Annotated in this window: 13 protein-coding genes and 2 riboswitches; of the genes, 11 read left to right on the top strand and 2 right to left on the bottom strand. The window is 65.4% G+C overall.

Features of this window, described 5'->3' with window-relative positions; translation table 11 throughout:
* The first annotated feature begins 30 nt into the window (after positions 1-30).
* Positions 31-381, top strand: a complete 351-nt coding sequence (locus tag ACVCNR_RS13175; protein ID WP_447075113.1) for an ArsC family reductase — start codon at positions 31-33, stop codon at positions 379-381.
* A 180-nt stretch (positions 382-561) separates the two neighbouring features.
* On the opposite strand, the gene ACVCNR_RS13170 is transcribed toward ACVCNR_RS13175, so the two are convergent.
* Positions 562-912, bottom strand: a complete 351-nt coding sequence (locus ACVCNR_RS13170; protein ID WP_447075112.1) for a DUF488 domain-containing protein — start codon at positions 910-912, stop codon at positions 562-564.
* A gap of 1 nt (position 913) precedes the next feature.
* A complete protein-coding gene (locus ACVCNR_RS13165; RefSeq protein ID WP_447075111.1) occupies positions 914-2,188 on the bottom strand; it encodes an aminopeptidase in 1,275 nt (424 codons plus the stop codon).
* Positions 2,189-2,342: 154 nt separating this feature from the next.
* Between ACVCNR_RS13165 and ACVCNR_RS13160 the strand changes: the two genes are divergently transcribed.
* The 10 genes from ACVCNR_RS13160 to ACVCNR_RS13115 all read left to right on the top strand — a co-directional run bounded on the left by ACVCNR_RS13160 (position 2,343) and on the right by ACVCNR_RS13115 (position 16,561).
* Entirely contained in the window at positions 2,343-3,518 is a 1,176-nt protein-coding gene (locus ACVCNR_RS13160) for a YbfB/YjiJ family MFS transporter (protein ID WP_354195198.1), read from the top strand.
* A 90-nt stretch (positions 3,519-3,608) separates the two neighbouring features.
* Positions 3,609-4,868 (top strand): peptide antibiotic transporter SbmA, encoded by a 1,260-nt coding sequence (gene sbmA, locus ACVCNR_RS13155; RefSeq protein WP_447075110.1) that lies wholly within the window; start codon positions 3,609-3,611, stop codon positions 4,866-4,868.
* Between the two features lie 151 nt (positions 4,869-5,019).
* Positions 5,020-5,685 carry a tetratricopeptide repeat protein gene (locus ACVCNR_RS13150; RefSeq protein WP_447075109.1) on the top strand — a complete coding sequence of 222 codons (666 nt, stop codon included), beginning with the start codon at positions 5,020-5,022 and terminating at the stop codon, positions 5,683-5,685.
* 3 nt (positions 5,686-5,688) lie between these two features.
* Entirely contained in the window at positions 5,689-7,125 is a 1,437-nt protein-coding gene (gene der / locus ACVCNR_RS13145; protein ID WP_447075108.1) for a ribosome biogenesis GTPase Der, read from the top strand.
* Between the two features lie 372 nt (positions 7,126-7,497).
* A complete protein-coding gene (locus tag ACVCNR_RS13140) occupies positions 7,498-8,853 on the top strand; it encodes a glutamine synthetase family protein (protein ID WP_447075107.1) in 1,356 nt (451 codons plus the stop codon).
* Between the two features lie 144 nt (positions 8,854-8,997).
* Positions 8,998-9,212, top strand: a riboswitch (cobalamin riboswitch).
* A 103-nt stretch (positions 9,213-9,315) separates the two neighbouring features.
* Positions 9,316-12,210 (top strand): ribonucleoside-diphosphate reductase subunit alpha, encoded by a 2,895-nt coding sequence (locus ACVCNR_RS13135; RefSeq protein WP_447075106.1) that lies wholly within the window; start codon positions 9,316-9,318, stop codon positions 12,208-12,210.
* 157 nt (positions 12,211-12,367) lie between these two features.
* A complete protein-coding gene (locus ACVCNR_RS13130; RefSeq protein WP_354195137.1) occupies positions 12,368-13,489 on the top strand; it encodes a ribonucleotide-diphosphate reductase subunit beta in 1,122 nt (373 codons plus the stop codon).
* A 93-nt stretch (positions 13,490-13,582) separates the two neighbouring features.
* Positions 13,583-13,802, top strand: a riboswitch (cobalamin riboswitch).
* A 118-nt stretch (positions 13,803-13,920) separates the two neighbouring features.
* Complete coding sequence (locus ACVCNR_RS13125; protein ID WP_447075105.1) at positions 13,921-15,168, top strand: aromatic ring-hydroxylating oxygenase subunit alpha; 1,248 nt, start codon at positions 13,921-13,923, stop codon at positions 15,166-15,168.
* Between the two features lie 20 nt (positions 15,169-15,188).
* Entirely contained in the window at positions 15,189-16,289 is a 1,101-nt protein-coding gene (locus tag ACVCNR_RS13120) for an FAD-binding oxidoreductase (protein ID WP_447075698.1), read from the top strand.
* A gap of 2 nt (positions 16,290-16,291) precedes the next feature.
* On the top strand, positions 16,292-16,561 hold the full coding sequence (locus ACVCNR_RS13115; RefSeq protein ID WP_354195133.1) for a hypothetical protein: 270 nt from the start codon (positions 16,292-16,294) through the stop codon (positions 16,559-16,561).
* Positions 16,562-16,580: the final 19 nt, after the last annotated feature.

Raw genomic sequence — 16,580 nt, 5'->3', positions numbered from 1 at the left:
TCTATCCCTTTCCTGGCACGAGGACGGCTCATGACGATCACCATGTACGGCATCCCCAATTGCGACACGATCAAGAAGGCGCGCACCTGGCTGGAGGGCCACGACATCGCCTACACCTTCCATGACTACCGGGCCGAGGGGCTGGACAAGGCCACGCTGGAAGGCTGGATCGGCAAGGTCGGCTGGCAGGTGCTGCTCAACAAGGCCAGCACCACTTTTCGCGGCCTCGCCGATGCGGACAAGCAGGATATCGACGAAGAAAAGGCAAAAGCGTTGCTGCTTGCCCACCCGACCATGATCAAGCGCCCGGTTCTGGACCTGGACGAGCGCGTGCTGGTGGGGTTCAAGCCGGATATGTATGCGGCAGAGGTGACGGCATAGGCCGGCAGCGCCGGGTGGCTTTTACCGGCGAGGGTCCGGCATGGATCCCGGCTCGCGGTCGCTATCGCTCCCTCTGCCGGGGTGACGCGGAGATATTCCACGTCATCCCCGACCTCGCAATGAGCGCAGCGAAGTGGAGACGGGCTGTCCGGGCTCATTCCGGAAACCCGAAGAGAGGCTTCACGCTTCCCCGAGGTAAGCCGCCAGCGCCACGGCGTTGTTGTGCTGCTCGTCATGGGCCGCGAACAGAAGCGTCACCTTGCCCTTGGCCATGAGGCCGCGCAGTTCGGCAACGGCCTCGTCCTTGTCCTTCATCTCGGCCCGGTAGCGCTTCTGGAATTCCGTCCAGCGCTCCGGATCGTGGCCGAACCAGTGGCGCAGATCGTCGCTGGGGGCGATGTCCTTCAGCCACAGGTCGAGCCGCGCGTCTTCCTTCTTCACGCCGCGCGGCCAGAGCCGGTCGACCAGCACGCGCTGCCCGTCGCCGTCGGCGGCGGGTTCGTAGACGCGCTTGACGACCAGCCCGGACATGTCAGGCCCATTCGCCGGCGCGCATCACCGGCACGGTGCTGCCGTCCTCGCGGACGCCGTCGATGTCGACCTTGCCGGAGCCGATCATCCAGTCGATGTGGATAAGGCTCTTGTTGCCGCCGCGCGCCGCGATGTCCTCGGGGCTCAGCTTGTCGCCGCCGATGAAGCACTTGGAATAGCACTGGCCGAGCGCGATGTGGCACGAGGCGTTCTCGTCGAACAGCGTGTTGTAAAAGAGAATGCCGCTCTGCGAGATCGGCGAGGAATGCGGCACCAGCGCCACCTCGCCCAGCCGGCGCGCGCCCTCGTCGGTGTCCAGCACCTTGTTCAGCACATCGGCACCCTTCGACGCCGTCGCCTCGACGATGCGGCCTTCCTCGAAGCGCACCGAAATCTCGTCGATCAGCGTGCCCTGGTAGGAAAGCGGCTTGGTCGAGGACACATGGCCGGAAACGCGCAGGCGATGCGGGGTGGTGAACACCTCCTCGGTCGGGATGTTGGGGTTGCAGGTCACGCCGTTCTTGGCGGTCGAGGCGCCGCCCATCCATTCGTGGTCGTCGGCAAGGCCGAGCGTCAGGTCGGTGCCGGGGCCCTTGAAATGCAGCGCGTGGAAACGGTGGCCGTTCAGCCATTCGGTGCGCTTCGCCAGGGCCGCATTGTGCCGGCCCCATGCCTCGACCGGATCGTCATTGTCGACGCGGCTTGCCGCGAAGATCGCCTCGGCGAGCTTCTTGACCGCGGCCTCGTCGCTCTCGCCCGGGAACACCTGCCGCGCCCATGCCAGTTCGGGATAGGCGAGGATGGTCCAGTTGATGTCGAAGCCGGTGATCTTTTCCAGCGCCGGCTGATAGGCCATGGAATTGGCCTTGTTGGCGCGCGCCACCTTGGCCGGGTCCTGCCCGGACAGCAGCGACGGGTCGTCGCCGCGCACCGCCAGCCGCGCGGCATTCTGGGAGAATGCCTTCGCCATGCCCTCATGCAGCCAGCCGGCGGCGCGGTCGAAGCTGGCATCGGCGCCGTAACGGAAGCGGGCAAGCGTGATCTCGTCGTCGGAGAAGATCGGCGTCACCAGCCCGGCCCCGGCCTTGTAGGCCTGCTCCACGATCCTGCGGGTCAGCGGCAGGGCGGCGATGGAGGAGGTCAGCACCAGATCCTGGCCGGGCTGGAGCTGGAGGCCGACCTTGATCGCCACTTCCGCCAGCCGGTCGAGCTTCACCGGATCGATGACGGCGGATAGATCGGTGGCGGGGGTGATCGAAGGGGCGTGTGCCGTCATGGGAGAAAAGCCTGTGAATGTGTGTGCCAAACTTCCTAGATAGACCCGTGCCGGCCCTCTTTCCAGCCTTATGCGCCACCCGATCGGCCCTTGCGGCCTCTGGCCCAACGGAAGTCGCATTGTTTCGACTGCGGACGCACATATTGTGCGCATGATGAACGCCCCGCCCGCTTCCTCCTTCCGTTTCGCGCCCCTGCGCTTCGCCGTGGCCGGAATGGCCTCGCTTGCCGTCGCCATGGGCATCGGCCGCTTCGTCTACACGCCCATCCTGCCCGGCATGATGGAAGGGCTCGGCCTTTCGGCCTCCGACGCGGGGCTGATCGCCTCGGCCAACTATCTCGGCTACCTCGCCGGCGCGCTGGCGGCCGCAGGCGGATGGGCGCATGGACGCGAGCGGCAGATCGCGCTCGCCAGCCTGGCGGCCAGCGCCATCCTTGCCGCCGCCATGGGCGTCTTTTCCGGCATGGTGCCCTTCCTGGCGATCCGCTTCCTCGCCGGGGCAGCCAGCGCATTCACCATGGTGTTCATGACCAGCATCGTCTTCAGCCACCTGATCCTTGCCCGGCGCACAGACCTTCAGGCTTTGCATTTCGGCGGCGTTGGCCTCGGCATCGTCGTTTCCTCGCTTTTGATGGCGGGGCTGGCCGGCATTCATGCCGACTGGATCGCCGGCTGGTACTGGTCCGGCGCCCTGTCGCTGGCCGGGCTCGGCCTCGTCGCCCTGCTTGCCGACGAGGGCGTGGCCAACGGCGCGGGCTCCGGGCGGGAACCGCCTCTGCCGAAAGATCCGGCACTGCGCAGGATCATCCTCTCCTACGGGCTGTTCGGCTTCGGCTATGTCATCACCGCGACCTTCCTCGTCGCCATCGTGCGCCAGAACGGCGAAACCCGCCTGTTCGAAGCGCTGGTGTGGCTGGCCACGGGCGCCGCGGCGGTCCCGTCATTGTTCCTGTGGCAGAAGGTGGCGAACCGCAGCAGCGTCAACCATGCCTATGCCGCCGCCTGCCTGGTCGAGGCCGTCGGCGTGGCGGCGAGCGTCATGGTGGCGGGGCGCACGGGCCCACTTGCCGGCGGGCTGCTGCTCGGCGCGACCTTCATGGCGCCGACGGCGCTGGGCATACAGGCGGCCCGGCAGCTCGCGCCGCTGGCGACGCGGCGCGTGTTCGCCATCATGACCGCCTCCTTCGGCCTCGGCCAGATCATAGGCCCGCTGATAGCCGGCCTGCTGGTCGAATGGTCGGGCAACTATGTCTCCGCTTCCCTGCTGGCGGCCGCCATCCTGGTGCTTTCCGCCGCCATCGCCTGGTCGGCCGCGCCAAAATCGCCATGATTTTGATCTTGCTCGCGCAAGATGAAATATGACCTTATGCCCGCCACCCGGTCATAGCGCAGCTTCGCGCGCCCAACGAGGACCCGCCACGTGTTCGTATCCTTCTTTCCCAAGCCGAAACTGTTCTTTATTTCGGTGGTGCTGTGGAGCGCCGTGCTGGTGGCCGGCTGGTTCCTTGGCGGAGACCGGCTCGGGGCCGTGTTCGGCCTGCCGCCGGCCGCGCCCAGTGCGCCGCCGATCATCGGCGTATCGATATTCTGGTCGCCGCCGTTCCTGTGGTTCTACATCTATTTCTTCATCGGGGTGATGATCTTCTATGGGTTCTGGCGCTGGTATTCGCCCAATCCGTGGCTGCGCTGGTCGATCCTCGGCTCGGCGCTCATCCTGTTCGTGGTCTATTTCCAGGTGCAGGTGTCGGTGGCGGTCAACGCCTGGTACGGCCCGTTCTACGATCTCATCCAGGCGATCCTGTCCAAGAGCCAGACCGCAACGCAGGCCCAGCTCTATGGTGAGATCGGCAGCTTCGCCGGCCTCGCGCTCGTCGGCATGAATGTCGCCGTGCTCAACGCCTTCTTCGTCAGCCACTGGATCTTCCGCTGGCGCACCGCCATGAACGACTATTATGTCGCCCACTGGGAAAGGCTGCGCCACATTGAAGGCGCCTCGCAGCGTGTCCAGGAAGATACGATGCGCTTTTCCCAGATCATGGAAAGCCTCGGCGTCTCTTTCGTCGATTCCATCATGACGCTGATCGCCTTCACGCCGGTGCTGATCAACCTCTCGCAACATATCAGCGCCCTGCCCATCGTCGGCGAGGTCGGGCAGCCGCTGGTCCTGGCGGCCATCGCCTGGTCGGTGTTCGGCACGGTGGCGCTGGCGCTGGCCGGCTTCAAGCTGCCGGGCCTGCAATTCCGCAACCAGCGGGTCGAGGCCGCCTATCGCAAGGAACTCGTCTATGGCGAGGACCACGAGGACCGCGCCCAGCCGGCCACCCTTGCCGAACTGTTCGCCAATGTGCGCCGCAACTATTTCAGGCTCTATTTCCACTACGTCTATTTCAACGTCGTGCGCTACACCTACCTGCAGGCCAACAACATGTTCTCCCTGCTGGTCATGGTGCCGTCGATCGTCGCCCAGAGACTGACGCTGGGCCTGATGAACCAGATCAGCTATGCTTTCTCGCAAGTGACCAGCTCGTTCCAGTTCCTCGTCAACTCATGGTCGACGATCGTGGAGCTGCTGTCGGTCTACAAGCGCCTGCACGCGTTCGAGGCGACGCTGTCGGGCGAGGAACTGCCGAAGCTGGATCAGGATTTCATCGAGGCGGGCGGCGTGGAGGAGCATGCCTGAACCCGATCACCGCTGAAGCAGGATGACCCCGCATCCCGCGATGCAGGGCGGCCGGGGCGAATTTCCGCCCCCGCCCCTTCCATGCCGGCGAATTTCAGCTAAAACGCGGGCGAACAGACCGCCATTGCGGCACAGAAACGGTTTTGAGTGAATGGCCGACGACAGCTTTATCCGCGAAGTGAACGAAGAACTGCGCAAGGAGCAGGCCAAGGCGGTGTGGAACCGTTTCGGCCCGCTGGTGATCGGCATCGCCGTTCTGGTCGTGCTCGCCACCGCGGCCTATGTCGGCTATCGCCAATGGGACGAAAGCCGCGCCAACCGCTCGGGCGATGCCTTTTCGCAGGCGCTGACCCTTGCCAACGAGGGCAAGCGCGACGAGGCGCTGACGGCGCTCGCCGAATTGCAGAAGGACGGCTACGGCGCCTATCCGGTGCTGGCGCGCCTGCGTGCCGCCACCTTCAAGGCCGACAGCGGCGATGTGGCGGCGGCCGTGACCGAGCTCGATGCCGTCGCCGCCGACAGTGCCATCCCGCAGGGTTTGCGCGACATGGCCAGGCTGCGCGCCGCGCTGCTTCTGGTCGATACCGGCAGCTATGCCGACGTGTCCTCCCGCGTCGAGGCGATGGCCGTGGATGGCAATGCGCTGCGCCATTCCGCCCGCGAGGCGCTGGGGCTCGCCGCCTGGAAGGAAGGCAAGGCGGGCGATGCGCTCAAGCTGTTCGACCAGATCGTGGAAGACGACCAGGCGCCGCAGAACATTCGCCAGCGCGCCTCCCTGATGTCCGAACTGATCCGCGGTTCGGGCGATGCGTCGTGACACATGAGCTTCAAAGCCGCCATCATCGGCCGGCCTAACGTCGGCAAATCCACGCTCTTCAACCGCCTCGTCGGGCGCAAGCTGGCGTTGGTCGACGACACGCCGGGGGTGACCCGCGACCGCCGCGTCCATGCCGCCAAGCTCTACGACCTCGCCTTCGAGGTGATCGACACTGCCGGCTTCGAGGATGCGCCGGCCGCCACTCTGCCCGGACGCATGCGCGCCCAGACCGAGATCGCCATCGACGAGGCCGACGTCATCTTCTTCGTGGTCGACGCCAAGGCCGGGCTGATGCCCGACGACCGCACCTTCGCCGACATCGTGCGCCGCTCCGGCAAGCCGGTGGTGCTGGTTGCCAACAAGGCCGAAGCGCGCGGCGCGCAGGGCGGCTTGCTGGAAGCGTGGGAACTGGGGCTCGGGGAGCCGGTGCCGGTCTCGGCCGAGCATGGCGTCGGCATGCCCGATCTTCGCGACGCCGTGGTCGAGGCCCTGGGCGAGGAGCGCACGCTCGGCAAGGACGACGAGGACGACGACGAAACGCTTGCAGCCAGCGAAGTGCTGATCGGCGAGGACATCGCCGATCCGGAAGCCGAGGCGCCGGCCTATGACGAGACCAAGCCGCTGCGCATCGCTGTGGTCGGCCGCCCCAATGCCGGCAAGTCCACCCTCATCAACGCGCTGATCGGCGAGGAGCGGCTGCTGACCGGACCGGAAGCCGGCATCACCCGCGATTCGATCTCCGTCGACTGGGACTGGCGCGGACGGCAGATGAAGCTGTTCGACACGGCCGGCATGCGCCGCAAGTCCAAGGTGCAGGAGAAGCTGGAGAAGCTCTCCGTGGCCGACGGCCTGCGCGCCATCCGCTTCGCCGAGATCGTGGTCATCGTGCTCGACGCCACCATCCCCTTCGAGAAGCAGGATCTGCAGATCGCCGACCTCATCATCCGCGAGGGACGCGCGCCGGTCATCGCCTTCAACAAATGGGACCTGATCGACAACCCGCAACAAGTGCTGGCCGAACTGCGCGAGAAGACCGAGCGGCTTTTGCCGCAGGTGCGCGGCATCCAGGCGGTGCCGGTCTCGGCCGAGACCGGGCGGGGGCTCGACAAGCTGATGGATGCGGTGGTGCGCACCCACAAAGTGTGGAACAGCCGTGTTTCCACCGGCCGGCTGAACCGCTGGCTGGAAGGCATCCTCGCCCATCATCCGCCGCCGGCCGTGGCCGGACGCCGGCTGAAGGTCAAATACATCACCCAGGCCAAGACGCGCCCGCCGGGCTTCGTCGTCTCCTGCTCGCGGCCGGAAGCCATGCCGCAATCCTATGTGCGCTATCTGGTCAACAATCTGCGCGAGGCCTTCGACATGCCCGGCGTGCCGATCCGGATCGCGCTGCGCACCTCGGACAATCCCTTCGCCAACCGGGCCCGCAAGAAGAGCTGACGCCGGCGGCCCGGCTGGCCCCGGCTTGGCAAGTCGACGGCCGCCGGATATTGTGATCCGCGAAGTCGGTTCGATCCATGCGAACCGCAGGGTGGCGCTGGGGGATTGCACAATTTTTTGCTTGCTCTCGGAAAGCCTCTCGCAGGCTTCAACGAGGGTAAGAAAAATTCCTGGGAACAGGACATTCGGGTCCAGCGGACCTCTGGCCGGAAACAGCGCGCACAGGCAGCGCCGCTCCTTCTACTCCCCTGGCACTTCTTACTCCCCTGGCATCGTGACCCCGGCCGCGCCTTTGCACGGCCCCGGCGCGTGCGTCTCCCTGCGAGCCCGCCGCGTCCCCGCCCCTATGTTCAACCAACCCGGAGGTATCAATTGAGTGAAGCGATCAGGGAGGTGCTGGACTGGCTCGAGAGCCGGCCGGACATCCAGAGCCTGAGGGCCGCGGTCTGCGACCTGAACGGCATCATGCGGGGCAAGCGCATTCCCGTCGATCAGGCGGAGAAGGCACTGGAAGGCAAGTTGCGCATGCCGTTTTCGGTGTGCGGCGTCGATGTCTGGGGGGAAGACATCGTCGGCAACAAGCTGGTGTTCTCCACCGGCGATGCCGACGGCATCTGCCAATGGACCGGGCGCGGCATCCTGCCGATGGAATGGACCGCTCACCCCACCGCCCTCATCCCGCTCTGGCTTACCGACGAGAGCGGCGCGCCCTTCCTCGGCGATCCGCGCCAGGTGCTCGCCCGCATCCTCGACCGCTACAAGGCGCTGGACCTGACGCCGGTGGTCGCCACCGAGCTGGAATTCTACCTCGTCGATCCCAAGCCCGCGCGCCCGCGCGGCCCCGTCTCGCCGATCACCGGCCGGCGGCTCGATTCCGACGCGGCACTTTCCATCGACGAGATCGACGATTTCGAAGGCTTCATGCACGAAGTCTACGCCGCCTGCCGGGCGCAGGACATTCCCGTGGATTCGGCCATCGCCGAAAACGGCGTCGGCCAGTTCGAGATCAACCTCAACCATGTCGACGATGCGCTGCGCGCAGCCGACGACGCCATCCTGTTCAAGCGCACGGTGAAGGGCATCGCCCGCAAGCACGGCTTCATCGCCTCCTTCATGGCCAAGCCCTACGGCAAGCGCTCGGGCAGCGGGCTGCATGTCCATTTCAGCCTGATCGACAAGGACGGCAACAACGTCTTCGACGACGGCACCGCACGAGGCTCCGATACATTGCGCCATGCCGTGGGCGGCCTGCTGGCCGCGATGGCCGAAAGCACGCTGGTGTTCGCACCCCACTTCAACTCGTTCCGCCGCCTGCGGCCGAATTCCCATGCGCCGACCGCCGTCGCCTGGGGCTACGAGAACCGCATGGTGGCGATCCGGATTCCGGGCGGCCCCTCTTCAGCGCGCCGCATCGAGCATCGCGTCGCCGGGGCCGACGCCAACCCCTATCTGGTGCTGGCCGCCATTCTGGGTGCGGCGCTCATCGGCATCGAGAAGAACCTGAACCCCGGCGAGCCGGCGACGACCGACGTCTACGAACGCAACCTGCCCAAGCTGCCGCCGGACTGGGCCTCGGCCATCGCCAGCTTCGAGAGCGGCAGCCTCGTCGCCGAGATATTCCCGGACGCGCTGCGCGGCTCGCTCGTCGCCTGCAAGAAGCAGGAACTTGAAACCTTCGCGCTCAGGGTCAACAATTTCGAGTTCGAGACCTATCTGGAAGCGGTCTAGGCACGTAGAGACATACTGCGCCCGATGCCGGCACGCGCATTCGGGCGCAGTGTTCATGCACAGGCAGCCTTTGGATAGCGTGGATAAATTTGCTTTGCCCGCATAATTTCCGCACCAGTGATTGACATGAAAATGCACCCTGATACTAAATGTAGTTGTCATGGTTCCTTTCAGAATCCTCGCGGTTCGGAAAGGCTAAGAGGGAAGCCGGTGCCCTTTCGGGGAATTCCGGCGCTGCCCCCGCAACTGTAAACGGTGAGTCGCTGTCTCTTTCGTGTCACTGGCGCCAAGGCGCCGGGAAGGCCTGACAGCGACGACGATCCGTGAGCCAGGAGACCTGCCGTGACGTTGCACGAAACTCGGGCGGGGTGTCCCGGAGGTGCGCCTGCCAGCGCGGCCTGAACCGCGTCTTCCGGCATGCGTTGCCCCAAGCTTCCCCGTCCACAGCGCCACGGGGACAAGATGCCGGCGACCACTGCACTCCAGACGAACGGGGCCGACAAGGCCCCCCCTTCCATCGAAACCGATGCTTTCACCCCGGCCGAGCCGGGCTATCGCATCATCCGCCGCAACGGGTCGGTCACGCCGTTCGATCCGACCAAGATCACCGTCGCGCTGACCAAGGCGTTTCTGGCCGTGGAGGGTTCGGTGGCGGCCGGCTCGCGCCGCGTGCATGACGTGGTCAAGGACCTGACCGAGCAGGTCGTGTCGAACCTCATGCGCCGCATCGGCGAGGGCCGCACCTTCCACATCGAGGACGTGCAGGATCAGGTCGAGCTCGCGCTGATGCGCTCGGAGCACCACAAGGTCGCCCGCGCCTATGTGCTGTATCGTGAGGAACGGGCGCGCGAGCGCGCTGCCGCCAAGGCTGCCGTTGCCGAGACGGCGGCACCTTCGCTCCACGTCACCCTCGCCACCGGCGAAAAGGCGCCGCTGGACGAAGCTCGCTTCCGCCGCATCGTCGAGGAAGCCTGCGAGGGGCTGGAGGCCGTGTCGCCGCAGCCGGTCCTGACCGAAGCGCTGCGCAACCTCTATGACGGCATTACCGAGGACGAACTGTCGCTGGCGCCGATCCTTGCCGCGCGCACGCTGGTCGAGACCGAACCGAACTACAGCTTCGTTTCCGCCCGCCTGTTGCTCGACCGGCTGCGCCGCGAGGCGCTGAGCTTCGTCACCGGCCGCCCCGAGCAGGCGACGCAGGCCGACATGGCCGGGCGCTATGCCAGCTATTTCCCCGAGTTCATCAGGACCGGCATCGAGGCCGAGCTTATCGATCCCGAACTCGGCCGCTTCGACCTCAAGCGCATCGGCGCGGCGCTCAAGGCCGATCGCGACCTGAATTTCCAGTATCTGGGCCTGCAAACCCTCTACGACCGCTATTTCCTGCACACCAAGGGCAAGCGCTTCGAGCTGCCGCAGGCCTTCTTCATGCGCGTCGCCATGGGGCTTGCCGTGCGCGAGATCGACCGCGAGGCGCGCGCCATCGAGTTCTACAACCTTTTGTCGTCCTTCGACTTCATGTGCTCGACGCCGACCCTGTTCAATTCGGGCACGCTGAGGCCGCAGCTTTCGTCCTGCTTCCTCACCACCATCGGCGACGACCTCGACGCCATCTTCAAGGGCGTCAAGGACAATGCGCTGCTGGCCAAATATTCCGGCGGCCTCGGCAATGACTGGACGCCGGTGCGTGGCCTCGGTGCCCATATCAAGGGCACTAACGGCGAGAGCCAGGGTGTGGTGCCGTTCCTGAAGGTGGCCAACGACACGGCGATCGCCGTCAACCAGGGTGGCAAGCGCAAGGGCGCGGTCTGCGCCTATCTGGAAACATGGCACGTCGACATCGAGGAATTCCTCGACCTGCGCAAGAACACCGGCGACGACCGCCGCCGCACCCACGACATGAACACCGCCAACTGGGTGCCGGACCTGTTCATGGAGCGCGTCGCCGCCGACGGCGAATGGACGCTGTTCTCGCCTGACGAGGTGGCGGACCTGCATGACCTCTACGGCACCGCGTTCCGCACCGCCTACCAAGCCTATGAGGAAAAGGCGGCGGCCGGCGGCATCCGGGTGTTCCGCAAGGTGCGGGCGCTCGACCTGTGGCGCAAGATGCTGACCATGCTGTTCGAGACCGGCCATCCGTGGATCACCTTCAAGGACCCCTGCAACATCCGCTCGCCGCAGGGCCATGCCGGTGTGGTGCATTCGTCCAATCTGTGCACCGAGATCACCCTCAACACGTCGAAGGACGAGGTGGCCGTGTGCAATCTCGGCTCCGTCAACCTTGCCAATCACGTATCGGAAAAGGGCCTCGACCTCGACCGGCTGGCGAGGACGGTGGGCACGGCGATGCGCATGCTCGACAACGTCATCGACATCAACTTCTACACCATCCCGGAAGCGCGTGCCTCGAACCTGCGCCACCGCCCGGTCGGCCTCGGCCTGATGGGCTTCCAGGATGCGTTGCAGGCGCTGCGCATTCCCTACGCCTCCGACGACGCCGTTGCGTTCGCCGACCGGTCGATGGAAGCGATCAGCTACCATGCCATCTCGGCTTCGGTGGATCTCGCCGCCGAGCGCGGGCGCTATCCGAGCTTCGAGGGCTCGCTGTGGTCGAAGGGCATCCTGCCGATCGACTCCATCCGCCTGCTGGAGGAAGCACGCCCCGGCGTGGAGATGGATTCCGGTTCCACGCTCGACTGGGACAGCCTGCGCAAGCGGGTGAAGAAGACCGGCATGCGCAATTCCAACACCATGGCGATCGCGCCGACGGCGACCATCTCCAACATCTGCGGCGTGGCGCAGTCGATCGAGCCGGCCTATCAGAACCTGTTCGTCAAATCGAACATGTCGGGCGACTTCACCGTGGTGAACGCGGCGCTGGTCCACGACCTGAAGTCCCGCGGCCTGTGGGACGAGGTGATGGTCTCGGACCTGAAATATTTCGACGGTTCGGTGGGCCAGGTCGACCGCATCCCCGACGACCTCAAGGCGCTCTATGCCACCGCCTTCGAGATCGATTCCTCTTGGCTGATCGAGGCCGCGTCGCGCCGCCAGAAGTGGATCGACCAGGCGCAGTCGCTCAACCTCTACATCGCCAATCCGAGCGGCAAGAAGCTCGACGAGCTTTACCGGCTGGCATGGCGCAAGGGGTTGAAGACGACCTATTACCTGCGCTCGCGCTCGGCCACCCATGTCGAGAAGTCGACGCTCAAGGGCACCGACGGCAAGCTGAACGCCGTGTCGCCCGCAGTGGTTGCGGCAGCGGAATCCGCGGTGCCCATCGTGGTCGATCCCAATGCCGGATGGGGCAAGGCCTGCGCCATCGACGATCCCGAGTGCGAGGCCTGCCAGTAAGGCAACGCATCCCGCGTCGTCCCGGTCAAGGGAGCGCAGCGACCGCGAGCCGGAATCCATTCCGCAACCGTTCCGGAATGGATCCCGGACAGCCTCCGCTGCGCTGCGGCTTCCGGGATGAAGCTCAATTCTCTTTCAATTCACAAGGACATTACCGATGCTCGACTGGTCCGAACCCAAAACCAACCCTGCAATCCCGCTTCCCGGCTCGGCTGCGCCCGCGGGCGATGCCACCGGCCTCGGCGAGATCGAGCGGGGGGCCGCGCGCGTCACCGTCGATGAAAAGCGCATGATCAACGCCCGCGCCGACGTGAACCAGCTCTTGCCGCTGAAATATCGCTGGGCCTGGGAAAAGTACCTGTCGGGCTGCAACAACCACTGGATGCCGACCGAGGTTTCCATGCAGGCCGACATCGCGCTGTGGAAGTCCGCCGACGGGCTGACCGACGACGAGCGGCGCATGATCAAGCGCAATCTCGGTTTCTTCGCCGCGTCCGAATCGCTGGTGGCGAACAACATCGTGCTGGCCATCTACCGCCACCTGACCAACCCCGAATGCCGCCAGTACCTGCTGCGCCAAGCCTTCGAGGAGGCGATCCACACCCACACCTTCCAGTATATCGTGGAAAGCCTGTCGCTGGACGAGGGCGAGCTGTTCAACATGTACCGCGAGGTGCCGTCGATCACCGAAAAGGCGGCCTGGGCGCTGAAGCACACGCAGAACCTCGACGACCCCGATTTCAAGACCGGCACTCCGCAAGCCGACCAGTCGTTCCTGCGCGACCTCGTGGCCTTCTACGTCATCTTCGAGGGCATGTGGTTCTACACCGGCTTCGCGCAGATCCTGTCGCTCGGCCGCCGCAACAAGATGGTCGGCATCGCCGAGCAGTACCAGTACATATTGCGCGACGAATCGATCCATCTGAATTTCGGCATCGACGTCATCAACCAGATCAAGCTGGAGAACCCGCATCTGTGGACCAGGGCGTTCCAGGACGAGGTGCGCGGCATGATCCTCGACGCCGCCGAGCTGGAAGCCGCCTACGGCCGCGATACGATGCCGCGCGGCTTCCTCGGCCTCAACGCGGGGCTTTGCGAACAATATATGCACTTCATCGCCAACCGGCGCTGCGCCCAGCTCGGCCTCGCCCCGGTGTTCGCCGAGGCCGAAAACCCGTTCCCGTGGATGAGCGAGGCGATGGACCTGAAGAAGGAGAAGAACTTCTTCGAGACCCGCGTCATCGAATACCAGAACGGCGGCGCACTGGCCTGGGACTGACGGCGGGCGGGGCCTAGGATGAAGGACATCGCCTGTCGTCTTTGCGCCGAGGCGATGTCGTTTTCTCATGCCCCTTGCCGGCGCGAATGGTGTTTAGATCAGCTTGCTTAAGGTGCCTGACCGCTTCGCGCGGAAGGGAGAATTGGGAAGCCGGTGCCCTTGAGAAAAGGAAATCCGGCGCTGCCCCCGCAACGGTAGCGGAGCCCAAACCTCGACGGTGAGCCACTGGGGAGACTTCCCCGGGAAGGTGTCGAGGCGGTCCCGAAAGGGACGGCTCCGGAGCCCGGAAACCAGCCTTGGGCGCATAGGTCTCGACTGATCGCGGTGGGCGGTCAAGGAGCGAATGGCATGCGATCCGGTTTCCGGGCGCGAGCGGGTGCCGTTCCTTCCCCAAATCACCACCAAGTTCAGTCCTTTGGCGAGGACAGGACATGGACGCCCGTAATGAAATGCTCAGGCTGATGCGCGCCCGCCGGCAAGGCTGGTCGCTGGAGCAGCCCTTCTACACCGATCCCGATTTCTTCAAGCTCGACATGGAGCTGATCTGGTATCGCGACTGGCTGTTCGTCGGCCATGATTGCGAGGTGGCGAAGCCCGGCAGCTTCTTCACCGTGCAGGTGGGCACCTATCCTGTGGTGGTGGTGCGCGATCGCGAGGGCAGGATCAGGGCGTTCCACAACTCCTGCCGCCATCGCGGCAGCCGCGTGTGCACGGCCAGCAAGGGAACCTCGGCGCGGCTCGTCTGTCCTTACCACCAGTGGACCTACGACCTCGACGGCAAGCTGCTGTTCGCCCGCCAGATGGCCGAGGATTTCGACCCGTCCGCCCATTCGCTCAAGCCCGTCGCCTGCGAGAGCGTGGCCGGCTACGTCTTCATCTGCCTCGCCGACGAACCGGCCGATTTCCAGCCGTTCCGCACCCTGATGGAGCCCTATTTCGCGCCGCACAAGCTTGCCGAGGCGAAGGTCGCCTATGAATCGACCATCATCGAGAAGGGCAACTGGAAGCTGGTGTGGGAGAACAATCGCGAGTGCTACCATTGCGCCGGCAACCATCCGGAACTGTGCAAGACCTTTCCGGAAGCACCCAGCGTCACCGGCATCAACGGCGCCGAAAGCGACCCCGAAATGGTGGCGCATTGGCAAAAATGCGAGGCGGCGGGCCTGCCGGCGCGCTTCCGCATCGACGAAGCCGGCCAGTTCCGCGCCACCCGCGCGCCGCTGCTGCGCGATGCGGTGAGCTACACCATGACCGGCAAGCCCTCGGTGAGTCGCAACCTCTCCGACCGGGTCCATGCCGACCGCATCGGCACGCTGATGCTCTACCACTACCCGGCGACATGGAACCATGTGCTGATCGACCATGCGGTGACCTTCCGGGTCATTCCGCTGAGCGCGGAGGAAACGGCCGTCACCACCAAATGGCTGGTCAACAAGGATGCGGTCGAGGGCGTCGACTACGACCTTCAGGAACTCATCCATGTGTGGACGGAGACCAACGACCAGGACCGCCGCATCGTCGAGGAGAACGCCTTCGGCATCCGCTCGCCCGCCTATGAGCCCGGCCCCTATTCGGAGCTGCACGAGGGCGGCGTGATCCAGTTCGTGGAGTGGTACGCGCACTTCATGGAGCCGCGGCTGGCCGAGGGCGAGAAGCCCCGCTTCAAGAACGTCGCCTGAGGGAAGAGCCGGTGAACGCCATGACCGATCCCGGCCTCTACCGCCATCTCGACGAGATGGCGCCATGGAACGACCGCCTCCAGGTGCTGGAGGTGATCGGCATCACGGACGAGGCGCCCGAGGTGAAGACCTTCACCTTCCGCTCCGATGCGCAGACATGGTTCCGCTACAAGCCGGGCCAGTTCATCACGCTCGAACTGCCGCTGGACGACGTACCCGTCATGCGCACCTACACGCTGTCGTCGTCGCCGTCGCGCCCCTTCTCCATCGCGGTGACGGTGAAGGTGCAGCCGGGCAGCGTCGGCACGCGCTGGATGTTCGACAATCTGGGCATCGGGGCGCGCTTGAAGGCGTTCGGGCCGGGCGGCGACTTCACCCATCACAACCATCCGGCCGCCAAATATCTGTTCATCTCGGCCGGCTCCGGCATCACCCCGATGATGTCGATGCTGCGCTGGCTGAACGACTGTTCGCCGGGCACCGATGTCGTCTTCGTCAACTGCGCAAGGCGGCCGGAAGAGATCATCTTCCGCAAGGAACTGGAATTGCTGGGCACGCGCATGCCCGGCCTGTCGCTGTCGTTCCTGATCGAGGAGCGCTCGGCGCGCGAAAGCTGGTTCGGCCATATGGGCCGCATCGATGCCGTGCGCCTGCCGCTGCTGTCGCCGGATTTCCGCGAGCGCGAAGTGTTCTGCTGTGGCCCCGAGCCGTTCATGCGCGCCGTGCGCGAGATGCTGCAAGGCACCGGCTTCGACATGGCCTTCTATCATCAGGAAAGCTTCGGCGCACCGCCGGTCGAGCCGGTGCCGGCGCCCTTTTCCGAACTGCCATCCGATGCGGACGCGACCCCTGCCGAGGCGACCGTCGCGGTGCGGTTCAGCCTCTCCGAGGTGGACGGCGAATGCCTTCCCGGCCAGACCGTCCTTCAGGCGGCGCGCGCCAGCGGCGTGCGGATTTCAGCCGCCTGCGAGTTCGGCCTGTGCGGCACCTGCAAGGTGAAGAAACTCTCCGGCGAGGTCGAGATGAACCACAATGGCGGCATTCTCGACGACGAGATCGCCGACGGCTTCATCCTGGCCTGCTGCTCCAAACCCCTGTGCGACCTCGAGATAGAAGCCTGATCATGAAAAAAGACGATGCGGCCGTCGCCCTCCCAAGACCGCTCGACCGGCAGGCGGCGGCGAAAATCTCGCCGCTGCCGCCGCCGGAGGAGGTGTTCGTCGACTGGCTGATGTCGGTGCCGCCGGATGCCTGCCTCGAGGACGAGGCACGCCGCCAGATCGAGCTGATCGACAGCCGCCCGACGCTGCATCCGGACGTGCGCTGCCTGCGTGCGCTGCTGGTCGCCGTGGCAGGCAAGGGAAGCTGGCCGAAGCCTGCCGCCAGCCTTTGATCGACAGGTTGCCTGCCGC

It is taken from the genome of Aquamicrobium terrae, assembly GCF_052978165.1.
This window is presented reverse-complemented; position numbering and strand designations above follow the sequence as displayed.